Consider the following 12,339-nt stretch of genomic DNA (forward strand, 5'->3'; position numbering starts at 1 on the left):
TGGGCGCGTCGGGGTTGCGCCCGGAGCCGGTGTTGCCGGCGATGGCGAAGCCGCACCGGCCTTGGCGAGCTCGGCCTGCATCGCGAGCGCCTGCTGGCGCTGCTGCTGGATCTCCTTGTTGTCGGGAAGAACCTTCAACAGCCAGTCGAAGTCGCCAATGGCGCGGACATAGTCGCCCTTGGCGCTGTACAGCTGGGCGCGGGCAAAATAGGCGTTGCGCTCGGTCTGCGGCGCCTGTGCGATCGCGCGCGAGAAATCCTCGATCGCATGATCGATGTCGCCCTTGCGGCGATAGGCCTGGCCGCGCCAGTAGAACGCATTCGGCGAGCTTGCGTTGACGGCAATCGCGGTGTTGGCGTCGGCCAGCGCCGCATCGGGCTGTCCGGATTCGACATAGGCCCGCGCGCGCCCGACATGGGCCGCAGGGAGATCCTGCCGCAGCGTGATCGCCTGGCCGTAATCCGAGATCGCATCGGCCCAGGCACGCTGGTCGGCGCGCAGGTTGCCGCGCGCCAGGAAGCCGAACGGATTCTTCGGTTCGAGCTCGATCGCGCGATCGAAATCGGCGCGGGCCTGATCGAGGCTGCCCTTGCGCTGCCGAACATAGCCGCGCGCAATCAGTGCCGGAACGAATTGTGGGCTGAGCTGCACCGCCGCATCGGCATCGCTCAGGGCCTGATCGATCTTGTTGCGGGCGATATAGAAGCGCGAGCGGCCCGCAAAAGCCTTGGTCCGCTCCTCTGCCGAGCGTGCGGCATCGTTGATGATATCAGAGCACGCCGCCTCGGCCTTCTCGGTCGGCGGTCCGCTGCAGTCCTCGACATCGCCCGCGCGGGCCGGGCTGGCCAGCACAGGCGACAGCAGCAGCAGCGCAAGCGCAGGCAACAATGGGAAACGAATGCCGCTGCCGGCAGCATCGACGCAAATTGAACGTGAACGCATGACGTAGCCTCGGGTTGACCGAATGCTGCCCATGTTAACGCGTCACTTGGCTCTTATGGTGATGGGTGGTGAACGAATTTCTGGAACCATTGATTGCGGTTCCAGCGTCAAATGACAGAGATCGATATCCCTGCGCAATCAATGGGAATGGAGCGCCACGGAACAGGCGCGGCGGCGACACTCAGCCGTTCAATCTTCCGTCACCCATTTGGCGACGGTCATGACGTCAGGCGGTTGCAGATAGCCGCGGGGCCAGAGATCGACGGCCCATTCCACCTTGGTGGCGCGTTCGAGCAGAACGGCGGTGTTGTGCGGCGTTTGCCCCAACGAGAACCCGCGATAGTGGGGATCGCCGACGTCGTGGAACTTGAACAGATTCCAAGACTGCATCACCAGCATCAGGCTGGTCGTGTTGCGCGTCGTGTCCCAGCAATCGAAATTGTGCTTGTCGTCGTTGGCGCGGAAATCCGCTTTCGCCACACGCTTGTCGGTACCGAGGATCGGTCCCATCCGGCGATCGAACCAGATCACGGCCTTTTGCACGGCCGCACGCTCGGCAGCGGCGTTGGCGCGGCCCGTCGCCATGATCTTGCCCAAGGCCGCCCTGTCGGCGGCATTGAAGTCGAGCATCTCGCGGCGCCTGCAGACGAAGCCGTAGCAGACCGTCATCGTCGAGGCCGACGGCGGATAGATCGAGACCGAGGTATAGAGTTGCATGACGCCCGAGCTGAGCTCGGCCGCGCGGACCGGCGCCACTGACGGCAACGAGAGCGTGAGCACCGCAAGCGCGCCGGCAAATCCGGCCCGCTTCATTCGTATCGGCTGATCGGCGTCTTTCATGAACCACTGCCCTACCCTGCGAGATAGGATTATCGCGGGCGCATCACGATGCCAATACATTCGGGGCATGGCTGTGGATCACATCGAACGGCCCTCAACCGACCGGCAGCGGCGCGTCGCGCTTGACTTCCTCCATCACCGCGTAGGTTCGCGTTTCGCGCACGCCCGGCAGCGCCAGCAGCGTCTCGCCGAGAAACCTGCGATAGGCGGTCATGTTGGCGACGCGCGCCTTGACCAGATAGTCGAAGCCGCCGGCCACCATGTGACACTCCAGCACTTCCGGCGCGGTCTGAACCGCCTTGGCGAAGCGCTCGAACACGTCGGGCGTGGTCTTGTCGAGCAGCACCTCGACGAACACCAGCAGGCCGAGCCCCAGCCGGTGCGGGTTGAGCCGCGCGCCATAACCCTCGACGAAGCCGTCGCGCTGCAGCCGCTTCAGCCGTTCGCCGACCGAGGTCGGCGACAGGCCGATCCGCTCGGCCAGCTCCACATTGGCAATCCTGCCATCCCCTTGCAGGATCGAGAGGATTTTGCGGTCTATCTTGTCTATCTCTGACATATCTACGGAAATACCTGAATTGATCCTTATTTTCTAAGGCAAATCTGCTAATTTGTCTATCGAACTGCGGTCCACGGGCGCGTAGGAGTTCCCGTGCAATGCTGCCTAAGGAACCGCCCATGCCAGACCCGCTCCCGCCGTTCAGCGCGCCCTACGCACCCGATGACACAGCAATCGCCGGCCGCCTGCGCCATGACGCGAGGCTTGGCGCGGACGCGGAGGCCCGGATCGATCGCAGCGCGACGCGCCTGATCGAGGCGATCCGGGCGAACGACGATCCGCTCGGCGGGGTCGAGGACATGCTCCGGGAGTTCGCGCTATCGACCAAGGAGGGGCTGGCGCTGATGGTGCTGGCAGAGGCACTGCTGCGGGTGCCCGACGCGCGCACCGCCGATCAGTTCATCGAGGACAAGCTCGGCCAGGGCGACTTCGTCAACCACGAGACCAAATCCAGCGCGTTCCTGGTCAACGCCTCGGCCTGGGCGCTCGGCATGTCCGCGCGGGTGATCCAGCCCGGTGAAACACCGCAGGGAACAATAGGTCGGCTGACCAAGCGGCTCGGTGCACCGGCGGTGCGCGCCGCGACACGGCAGGCGATGCGGCTGATGGGCAGCCATTTCGTGCTCGGCGAGACCATCGAGGCGGCGCTGTCACGTGCGCAATCGCACACGGCGCGCGGCTCGCGCTATTCCTTCGACATGCTCGGCGAAGGCGCGCGCACAGCCGACGACGCCCATCGCTATTTCGAATCCTACGTCCGCGCGATCGAGGCGATCGGCAAGGCGGCCGGCGATCAGGCCCTGCCCGACCGGCCCGGCATCTCGGTGAAGCTCTCCGCACTGCATCCTCGTTTCGAGGCGGTGAGCCATGCGCGAGTCATGACCGAATTGGTGCCGCAACTGATCGACCTCGCGCGCCGCGCCAAGGCGTTCGACCTCAACTTCACCGTCGATGCCGAGGAGGCCGACCGGTTGGAGCTGTCGCTCGACGTGATCGCCGCCGCATTCGCCGACCCGTCGCTCGCCGGCTGGAGCGGCTTCGGCCTCGCGATCCAGGCCTATCAGAAGCGCGCCGCCGACGTGATCGACTACATCGATGCACTCACGCGCGCGCTCGACCGCAGGATGATGGTGCGCTTGGTCAAGGGCGCCTATTGGGACACCGAGATCAAGCGCGCGCAGGAGCGTGGGCTCGACGGCTATCCGGTGTTCACTCGCAAGGCGATGACCGATTTGAACTATGTCGCCTGCGCGCGCAAGCTGCTGGCGTTGCGGCCGCGGCTGTTTCCGCAATTCGCCACCCACAACGCGCTGACGGTCGCGACCATCCTCGAACTCGCGGATGACCCAACGAGCTTCGAATTCCAGCGGCTGCACGGCATGGGCGAGGCGCTCTACGCGCAACTCGGCGCGGACAGGCCCGAAATCGCCCACCGCACCTATGCGCCGGTCGGCAGCCATCGCGATCTGCTCGCCTATCTGGTGCGGCGCCTGCTCGAGAACGGCGCCAACTCGTCCTTCGTGGCGCTGGCCGCAGACAACCGTGTATCCATCGTCGACCTGTTGCGCCGCCCGGCCGAGATCATCGGAACTGACAACAATGCCGCGCACTCCGGAATTCCGTTGCCGGTCGATCTCTATCGGCCGCAGCGGGAGAATTCGCGCGGCGTCGAGCTCGGCGAACGAAAGGCGCTCCACGCGCTAACCTCGGCGATCGCGGCCGAGCGCAAGGCCTCGCCTGCGATCAACACGTCCACCGCCGAGCAGACGAATGCCGTCATCACGGCTGCGCAGCGTGGCTTCAAGGCCTGGAACGGCACGCCGGCCGCACAACGTGCGGCGATCCTCGACAAGGCCGCCGATCTGCTGGAGCAGCGCCGCGCGCATTTCCTCGCTCTGCTGCAAAGCGAGGGCGGCAAGACGCTCGACGACGCCCTCTCCGAAGTGCGCGAAGCGATCGATTTCTGCCGCTACTATGCGGCGCTCGGTCAACAGCTGTTCGGCAAGGGCGAAACGATGCCGGGGCCGACCGGCGAAAGCAACGTGCTGGAATTGCGCGGCCGCGGCGCGTTCGTCGCGATCTCGCCGTGGAATTTCCCGCTCGCGATTTTTCTCGGCCAGATCACGGCGGCGCTGATGGCCGGCAATGCGGTGATCGCAAAGCCGGCCGAGCAGACGCCGCGGATCGCAGCCGAGGCTATCGCCCTGCTGCATCAGGCCGGCGTGCCTGAAACGGCCCTGCATCTGGTGCAGGGCGATGGCGCGGTCGGCGCCGCGCTGGTCAGCCATCCCGCCATCGCCGGCGTGGTCTTCACCGGCTCCACGGAAGTGGCGCGTTCGATCAACCGGACGCTGGCGGCCAAGGATGGCCCGATCGTGCCATTGATCGCCGAGACCGGCGGCATCAATGCGATGATCGTCGATGCCACCGCGCTGCCGGAGCAGGTCGCCGATGATGTCGTCACTTCAGCGTTCCGCTCCGCCGGCCAGCGCTGCTCGGCGCTCAGGCTGTTATTCGTGCAGGACGACGTCGCCGACCGCATGATCGAGATGATCGCGGGCGCCGCGCGCGAATTGAAGATCGGCGATCCCTCCGAGCCATCGACGCATATCGGACCGGTGATCGATCCCGAGGCCAAGCAGCGGCTCGACGCGCATATCGCGCGCATGAAAAAGGAGGCCCGGGTGCATCTCGCCGCCGAGGCGCCGGCAGGCAATTTCGTAGCGCCGCACATCTTCGAACTGTCGGCCGCAAGCCAGCTCACCGAGGAGGTGTTCGGCCCGATCCTGCATGTCGTGCGCTATCGCGCGGAGCGGCTCGGCGATGTGCTGGCTGCGATCGAGGCGACCGGTTTCGGGCTGACGCTCGGCATCCATTCCCGCATCGACGACACCATCGAACACGTGATCGACCGCCTCCAGGTCGGCAACATCTATGTCAACCGCAACATGATCGGCGCAGTCGTCGGCGTGCAGCCGTTCGGCGGCAGCGGCCTCTCCGGTACCGGTCCCAAGGCCGGCGGCCCGCATTACCTGACGCGCTTCGCCACCGAGCAGACGATCACGATCAACACCGCTGCTGCTGGCGGCAATGCGGCGCTGATGGCGGGGGTGGAGTAGGTCTACCGTCATTGCGAGGAGCGAAGCGACGAAGCAATCCATCTATCCCCGCACCGAGGTATGGATTGCTTCGCTTCGCTCGCAATGACGCCTCAACAACCCGTTGCATCGCGCCCCCGAGATGGGTCAAATGGCGGTCCGATCGGGATTCACGCGATAATTCCAGCTACCGGAAAAACACCAACAAGCGCCACGGGAGCGACGGCACGATGGAAAAAGGCATTTTTGACGGGCTCAAGGTCCTGGACTGCGCGAGCTTCATCGCGGCGCCCGCGGCCGCCACCGTGCTGTCCGACTTCGGCGCCGACGTCATCAAGATCGAGCCGCCCGGCGCCGGCGACCCCTACCGCAACCTGCCCAATCTGCCAGGCTATCCCGCGAGCGAACACAATTTCGCGTGGATGCTGGAGGCCCGCAACAAGAAGAGCCTCGCGCTCGACCTCACCAAGCCCGAGGCACGCGAGGTGCTCTACAAGCTGGTCGCCGAGGCCGACGTGTTCATCACCAACATGCCGCCGCAGGTGCGCGCAAAACTCGGCATCACCCACGATCATCTCGGCCATCTCAACGACCGGCTGATCTACGCGTCATTCACCGGCTATGGCGAGAAGGGCGAAGAGGCCAACAAGCCCGGCTTCGACTCCAACGCCTATTGGGCCCGCTCCGGCCTGATGGATCTGGTGCGCGCCGACGAGGACACCACGCCGGCGCGCTCGGTCGCCGGCATGGGCGATCACCCCTGCGCGATGGCATTCTACGGCGCGATCGTCACCGCGCTGTTCCAGCGTGAAAAGACCGGCAAGGGCTCGCACGTCTCGACCAATCTGATGGCCAACGGCGTCTGGGCCAACGGCGTGCTGGCGCAGGCCAAGCTCGCCGGCGCCAAGTTCAAGAAGCGCAAGCCGCGCGAAGAGGCGCTGAACGCCGTCACCAACCACTACAAGTGCAGGGACGGCCGCTGGCTGATCCTGTCGCTGCTCAATGAAGACCGGCAATGGCCGACGCTGGCGCGCTGCATGGGCCGCGAGGATCTGGTCGCCGATGCGCGCTTCGCCACCAAGGCGGACCGCCATGCGCGCTCGGTCGAACTGATCAAGATCTTCGACGAAGTGTTCGCCGCCAAGGACCTCGCCGAATGGCGCAAGATCCTCGACGGCAATGGCCTCGTGTTCGGCGTGGTCGGCATCCTCGACGACATCCCGAACGACAAGCAGATGATTGAGAACGAGGTGCTGGTGCGCTTCGAGAACGACACCATGCTGACCGTCAACAGCCCGATCTTCATCGACGGCGCCAAGAAGGTGCAGCCGCGCAAGCCGCCCGAGGTCGGCGAGCACTCCGACGAGATCCTGCGCCAGGCGGGCTACGACGAGGCCACGATCCAGAAGCTGCGCGCGTCCGGCGCGGTGGCGTAGGTCGAGCTGACGCTGTCTCTTCACCCTCGCCCCGCTCTTGCGAGGAGAGGGCGGCGTCACGCTAGCCTATGCCCACTTCGTTTGAAGACCCTATGGTGGCTCAGCGCTTGATCCAGGCCCAGACGATGGCCACAACGATGACGCCGATGACGACCGCAAGCCCGATCGCCCAACTGCTGACGCGGACGGCGCTGGCCGCCTGACGTTCGGCCTCGTTGGCCGCGATCTCGCGGTTGCGCTGCTTGTCCTGCTCGGGAGCGCTCATCGGTTGGGTTCTCCGCCCAAGGGCTGGGTTGTTCAGGTCGTGGTCGCGAAGCGGAATGTAGCATCAAATAATGACGCGCAGCCGCTTCGGTTCCTACTGCATTACCGCCCCTTCACGAAGCACATCCCGAAGCGCGAGGTTTTCCCGGCAACCTCGCAAGCGAGCCCCTCGGCGCAAGTCCAGCCGCGGAAGCTGCGGTCGGTCTCGGCCGGCCTCGCGCCCGGCAGATAGCAATGCGCGCCCCAGCCGTCGCTGTATTCGGTGCCGGCGAGCTCGGCGCTGCCGCGCGATTGCGGCCGGTTGGAGAAGCCGCGCGAAAAATCTGGTGCCTTGCCGTCGCGGAAGCTGGCAAGGATGTCGCGGCGGCGAGGCTGGTCGCCGAAGAAATGCGGCGAGGCCGGCACCACGGTCGAGTTCGACGGCTTCGCCGCCATCCAGTCGACGCCGGGAAAATGAAAGCCGCCGATGCCGCGGGTCTGATGACAGCCCGCGCAGGTGACGTCGTTGAGCCGACGCTCGAAGCCGGCCAGCGACTGGATATTCTGCAGCTTCGTTCCGTCAGCCGCAGCCTTCTGCAAGGCACCGACGACGTCGTCTCCCGAGAACACCGCAGTGCCGGAGGTCCCCTCGCCCTGCACCATCCCGAACTCGGGCTCCAGCTCGCTGACGTCAAAACCGATCGGCGTCGGCGCAACCGCCGATGTTGCGAGGAAACGATCGGGGATCAGCAAGGTGCCGCGATCGAGCTCGGCAAAATGCCTGGGGTCGAGCAGCCACGCCTTGAAGTCGCGCTTCAGCCCCTCGTCGGCGAGAATGCGGTCGCGATCGATCTGGTTCTCCAGCGGCGCTTCAGCAAAGCGTTTCGCCGCGCCGTCATAGTCGAACACTTTCAGCAGATAGTCTGTACGGAAGTCGCGCACCGCGGATTTCGGCGCGTGGGCGATCTGCAGATTGGTCTCGATACGATTGATGCTCCGTGGATCTATCAGGTCGAGCGGCCCGTCCTTGCCGAACAGCTTGTCCATCGTCGGCGGTGCACTGCCGGTCGCGAGCCAGCGCCGCGCGAGCTCGCGACAGGTGAGCGACGGCTCGTTGCCGTCACCCTTCGCCTTCAGCACCAGGTTCAGCGTCATCGGCAGCCGCTGCGACACCGCGTTCTCGCCGATCAGCGGCACATCGGTGCGGGTCAGCCGGTAGACCAGCCGGATCTCGCCGCAGTCTTTCGGCGCCACATAGGCGCGGTCCATGCGGTTGACGATGCCGGCGAGCACGAAGCGAACGTCGGGGAATTCGAACAGCGCACGATCGAACAGCTGAAACGCAAAGCCGTCGCCGACGCCGATGCTCTCGTTCGGCAGGCTTGCATGATGCTTTGTGACATAGCGATCGAATTCGCGATCGAGCGCCGCGCGCACCGGCACCATCGCCGGCAACGTGAACAGCTCGCTGTTGGACAGCGGCGCATCGGCGGAGCGTTCCGGCGCAAGCATCCGTCCCAGGCCGAAGCGGCCATGATCGAGCTCGCGCAGGATCGCGGGATCGATCACCGCCGCACCGCGCTCGAGCGCGCGATCCTCTGCGGCACGTGCAGACACGGCGCCGCAGAACAGGACGGACATCACCAGGAGGCATTTCAGCGCACGGGTCATGCTCCCACTAACACCGCGCGGCAAACCCTATTCAAGAAAAAAGGCGCTTCACATCGCGGTGAAGCGCCTCGGTGTTGTCGTGTTTCGGCGAACATAGCGTTTTCGAGCGAAGTGGACGCCGGTTCGCGTGAAGAAAACGCGTCCAAGATACTCTAACGCGAAACGATCAGGCCCTTGCTGGTGACGACCACCCAACGGCCGTCCTGCTTGCGGATGGCGTCGACGCGGCCAAGGCCGGGGACGGGATCGCCGGCATAGACCTCGTAGATGCCGCCACGGCCCTCGATCAGTGCGCCACCATTGCCGACGTCGCGCAGTGCCCAGCCGTCAACCACCGGCATGCGGCCGACCTCGGGCCTGGGGGCGGCAGGGGCTGCCGCGGCAGTCGCCGGCGGGATCGAGCCCGTGACCTCGCGGGCGGGCGTCGCCGCAGCGACGGTCGTCTGCGGGGCACGCAGCTTGTCCACGGTCTCGCTGAGCTTGTTGAGTTTGGCGATCGGCTCGGCCTGGGCCTTCTCGACCTTCTCGATCCGGTCGCTGGCCTTGCTGAATTGGGCCTGGCCGGCCTTCGCGGTCTGCTCCACGCTGGCCTTCAGCGCTGCGAGCTCGGACTCGACCCGGGCGAGCGCGGCATCGGCCGCCTCCTTGTTGGCGGCGGCGTCCTTGGCAGCCACATCCCTGACGGAGGCCGCGGCGGGAGCGGCGAGATGGCCGAGACCCGCGGTCGTGAGCGCGCCACCCATGGCGCCGGCGACGGTCGCCAACGCAATCACCGCGGCCATCGCTCCGAACCGGCGGGTGCCGGCCGGCTTGCCTGCGGTCTTGCCGGCCTGCTCGGCGCCCGGCCTGGACGCGCTCGCCTCATGGTCCCAGGTCCGGTCACCGGTTGCCATGATCATCAACTTGCCCGGGAAACGCGGCTCTTCTCGCTTGCCGGTCTCGACCTTGGGCACGTCCATGTTGGTCGGATCGAGCTTGGCGTCGAGCCTGGCATCGATCCTGGCCTCGATCATGGGATCAAGCCGGGACGGCTCAACCTTGGGGGCTTCGGCCTTCGACGCGTCGATCACGGGCGCATCCGCCTTCGGCGAGGTCTCTTCCTGCTCGGGTGCGAGCCTGACAGCCTCGACACCGGCCGCGGCCATCACGGGCTCGCTCTTCGCCGCCATTCCGGCACCGGTTTGACCGTTGACCGGCTCGCTCTGCTGCTCACTCACGTTCAAAGTCTCCAGACTGGGTTGACAATTCGGTAACTTTTATTGCTTGCGAAATGGTTACCCCGCTCCGCCATTACCTAAATTTTAGGGAGTTTTCCGGGCCGGATTTGGGCGATGTTGCCCTGCGGCAATCTGCGTCAGCTCCGTTTGCGCGCGCCGCTTTCCCGATTAACATGCCATCATCTTCCAGCCAGAAGGCAGGGGAGCACCATGACGATCGAGAAATGCATCAATGAATTTGGTGTCGATGACGTCATTTTTGAGGAAGGCTCGACCGGCCGCGAGTTATTTGTCGTGCTCGACGGCAAGGTAGACATCGTCAAGATCGATGGCGGCAACAAGACGGTCATCGTCAGCCTCGGCAAGGGCGAGTTCTTCGGCGAGATGGCGGTGATCGACGGCTCGGCGCGCTCGGCAACGGCCATTGCCTCGGCACCTGCGACGCGGGTGATGCGGATCAACCACGCCCGCTTCGTCTATCTCGTCAGCCAGCAGCCGGCCTTCGCCCTGATGGTGATGGATGCGCTCTCGAAACGCTTGCGCGCGTCCAACGCCGTCACTTACCGAGCGGCAGGCGCACCATGAGCGACCGCAAGCCGAGCCCGTTCAAGACGCTGTTCGACGCCGACGTCGCGACGCTGATCCAGGCGGCCGACAACGTCTACCAGATCCGCTTCAAGAACCGCGCCGCCAACGCCTATCTCGTACGCGGCAGCAAACGCACCATCATGATCGACGTCGGGCTATCGAGCAATTATCCGTCGCTGGTCGCCTGCCTCAACCATCTCGGCATAACGCCCGATGCGATCGACATGGTGGTGCTGAGCCACGAGCATCTCGATCACATCGGCGCGGCCTATCATTTCCACGGCTCAGCCTATATCGCCGCGCATCGGCTCGCCGCCAACAAGATCATGCTGCGCGACGACTTCTCGATGCTGCGCAAGATGTTCAACGAGCCCAACGTGCCGATCGACATCGACATCTGGCTCGAGGAAGGCAATCTGATCGACCTCGGCAATTTCCGCCTCAACGTCATGTACACGCCGGGCCACACCTCGGCCTGCATCACGCTGTTCGACCAGGACAAGGGCCTGTTGTTTGCCGCCGACACGCTGATGCCCGGCGGCGTGATGGGCGGCGTGTTCGGCTCGGGCTCGATTGCCGACTACATCCAGTCGCTGGAACGGCTGAAGGGGCTCGATTCGAAGATCCTGCTGTCGGGTCATGGCCGGCTGTCCGACACCCCGCACGACGACGTGCGGATCGCGCTGCAGCGCTCGCATGCCCTGCTCGAGGACACTGCGCAGCTGTTCGATGCACTCGACGCGCGCTCGAATTTCGAACCGATCATGCAGTCGGTGCGTGACCTCAACAAGCTCGACGATTGAGGCTCGGCCAGCCGAAGCCGCCCGTTGTGGCCTGGCATGACTCTGCACTAGGATCGGCTCACAACGATAAAATCATGGGCTCGGTGAGGCAGGCCGTTGCCGACAGCGGGGGGACGAAGCGAATGCAGACTGACACGATGGCGCAGATGCGCCGCCGGGTGGTGATCTCCTCCACGATCGGCAATGCGCTGGAATGGTTCGACTTCACCGTTTTCGGCCTGTTCGCCGGCATCCTGAGCAAGCTGTTCTTTCCCGCGGACAACCCGCATTCCTCGCTGCTGCTGACCTTCGCGACATTCGGGATCGCCTTTGCAGCCCGGCCGCTGGGTGGCCTGGTGTTCGGGCTCTATTCCGACAAGCACGGCCGCAAGAAGGCGCTGGTCGTCATGATATCGCTGATGGCTGCCGGCACCGGCCTGCTCGGCGTCCTGCCGACCTACGGCGCGATCGGAATCGCGGCGCCGCTGTTGTTGCTGCTGGCGCGGCTGATCCAGGGCTTTTCCGCCGGCGGCGAGTTCGGCAGCGCCAGCGCGATGCTGATCGAGTTCGCGCCGCCCGGCCGGCGCGGCTTGTACGGCTCGTTCCAGATGGTGTCGCAATCGTTGGCGTTCGGCCTCGGTGCCGCGATGGCGATCGGTCTCAATCTCGGCCTGTCGGCGGACGCCTTCGCGAGCTGGGGTTGGCGCGTGCCGTTCATCCTCGGCATTCTGATCGGACCGACCGGATGGTACCTGCGCCAAAGGTGCGACGAGTCACCCGAATTCAAGGCGTATCTCGCCGAGAAGGCCGCGACAGCGCAGCCGAGCAGGCAGACCACGCTCGGCCAATTGTTCTCCGAATATCCGCGCGAGTTGATTGCCTCGTTCTGCCTGATCGCAGCCGGTACGGCGATCAACTATGTCAATGCGATCTTTCTGCCGACCTATGCGGTCGCCGAGCTGA

11 protein-coding genes are annotated in these 12,339 nt (G+C 65.1%); 5 read left to right on the top strand and 6 right to left on the bottom strand.

Features of this window, described 5'->3' with window-relative positions; all coding sequences use genetic code 11:
- From H8A92_RS36860 to H8A92_RS36870, 3 genes are all read right to left on the bottom strand, one after another.
- The coding region (locus H8A92_RS36860) for a tetratricopeptide repeat protein (RefSeq protein ID WP_229200182.1) at positions 1 to 942 on the bottom strand (942 nt) is incomplete at its 3' end.
- Between the two features lie 189 nt (positions 943 to 1,131).
- Positions 1,132 to 1,755 carry a hypothetical protein gene (locus H8A92_RS36865; RefSeq protein ID WP_229200192.1) on the bottom strand — a complete coding sequence of 208 codons (624 nt, stop codon included), beginning with the start codon at positions 1,753 to 1,755 and terminating at the stop codon, positions 1,132 to 1,134.
- Between the two features lie 121 nt (positions 1,756 to 1,876).
- Complete coding sequence (locus H8A92_RS36870) at positions 1,877 to 2,341, bottom strand: Lrp/AsnC ligand binding domain-containing protein (protein ID WP_229200183.1); 465 nt, start codon at positions 2,339 to 2,341, stop codon at positions 1,877 to 1,879.
- A 119-nt stretch (positions 2,342 to 2,460) separates the two neighbouring features.
- Here H8A92_RS36870 and putA point away from each other — a divergent pair, with 119 nt between their 5' ends.
- On the top strand, positions 2,461 to 5,460 hold the full coding sequence (putA, locus tag H8A92_RS36875) for a bifunctional proline dehydrogenase/L-glutamate gamma-semialdehyde dehydrogenase PutA (RefSeq protein ID WP_229200184.1): 3,000 nt from the start codon (positions 2,461 to 2,463) through the stop codon (positions 5,458 to 5,460).
- Positions 5,461 to 5,669: 209 nt separating this feature from the next.
- Complete coding sequence (locus H8A92_RS36880; protein WP_229200185.1) at positions 5,670 to 6,875, top strand: CaiB/BaiF CoA transferase family protein; 1,206 nt, start codon at positions 5,670 to 5,672, stop codon at positions 6,873 to 6,875.
- Positions 6,876 to 6,975: 100 nt separating this feature from the next.
- On the opposite strand, the gene H8A92_RS36885 is transcribed toward H8A92_RS36880, so the two are convergent.
- From H8A92_RS36885 to H8A92_RS36895, 3 genes are all read right to left on the bottom strand, one after another.
- Entirely contained in the window at positions 6,976 to 7,140 is a 165-nt protein-coding gene (locus H8A92_RS36885) for a hypothetical protein (protein WP_229200186.1), read from the bottom strand.
- Positions 7,141 to 7,241: 101 nt separating this feature from the next.
- The gene (locus H8A92_RS36890; protein WP_229200187.1) at positions 7,242 to 8,789 is read right to left on the bottom strand and encodes a hypothetical protein; all 1,548 of its coding nucleotides are present in this window, start codon (positions 8,787 to 8,789) and stop codon (positions 7,242 to 7,244) included.
- Between the two features lie 152 nt (positions 8,790 to 8,941).
- Complete coding sequence (locus H8A92_RS36895; protein ID WP_229200188.1) at positions 8,942 to 10,012, bottom strand: hypothetical protein; 1,071 nt, start codon at positions 10,010 to 10,012, stop codon at positions 8,942 to 8,944.
- A 204-nt stretch (positions 10,013 to 10,216) separates the two neighbouring features.
- Here H8A92_RS36895 and H8A92_RS36900 point away from each other — a divergent pair, with 204 nt between their 5' ends.
- From H8A92_RS36900 to H8A92_RS36910, 3 genes are all read left to right on the top strand, one after another.
- Positions 10,217 to 10,591 (top strand): Crp/Fnr family transcriptional regulator, encoded by a 375-nt coding sequence (locus H8A92_RS36900; RefSeq protein ID WP_229200189.1) that lies wholly within the window; start codon positions 10,217 to 10,219, stop codon positions 10,589 to 10,591.
- Positions 10,588 to 11,397, top strand: a complete 810-nt coding sequence (locus H8A92_RS36905; RefSeq protein WP_229200190.1) for an MBL fold metallo-hydrolase — start codon at positions 10,588 to 10,590, stop codon at positions 11,395 to 11,397. The genes H8A92_RS36900 and H8A92_RS36905 overlap by 4 nt, the downstream gene beginning before the upstream one ends.
- Before the next feature lie 122 nt (positions 11,398 to 11,519).
- On the top strand, positions 11,520 to 12,339 hold an 820-nt coding region (locus H8A92_RS36910; protein ID WP_229200191.1), incomplete at its 3' end, for an MFS transporter.

The organism is Bradyrhizobium acaciae, assembly GCF_020889785.1.
Lineage (GTDB): Bacteria > Pseudomonadota > Alphaproteobacteria > Rhizobiales > Xanthobacteraceae > Bradyrhizobium > Bradyrhizobium acaciae.

Bases quoted from the DNA above. Each gene is read 5' to 3' on its own strand.
- H8A92_RS36865 (WP_229200192.1), bottom strand. From the start codon at position 1,755: ATGAAGCGGGCCGGATTTGCCGGCGCGCTTGCGGTGCTCACGCTCTCG.
- H8A92_RS36870 (WP_229200183.1), bottom strand. From the start codon at position 2,341: ATGTCAGAGATAGACAAGATAGACCGCAAAATCCTCTCGATCCTGCAA.
- putA (WP_229200184.1), top strand. From the start codon at position 2,461: ATGCCAGACCCGCTCCCGCCGTTCAGCGCGCCCTACGCACCCGATGAC.
- H8A92_RS36880 (WP_229200185.1), top strand. From the start codon at position 5,670: ATGGAAAAAGGCATTTTTGACGGGCTCAAGGTCCTGGACTGCGCGAGC.
- H8A92_RS36885 (WP_229200186.1), bottom strand. From the start codon at position 7,140: ATGAGCGCTCCCGAGCAGGACAAGCAGCGCAACCGCGAGATCGCGGCC.
- H8A92_RS36890 (WP_229200187.1), bottom strand. From the start codon at position 8,789: ATGACCCGTGCGCTGAAATGCCTCCTGGTGATGTCCGTCCTGTTCTGC.
- H8A92_RS36900 (WP_229200189.1), top strand. From the start codon at position 10,217: ATGACGATCGAGAAATGCATCAATGAATTTGGTGTCGATGACGTCATT.
- H8A92_RS36905 (WP_229200190.1), top strand. From the start codon at position 10,588: ATGAGCGACCGCAAGCCGAGCCCGTTCAAGACGCTGTTCGACGCCGAC.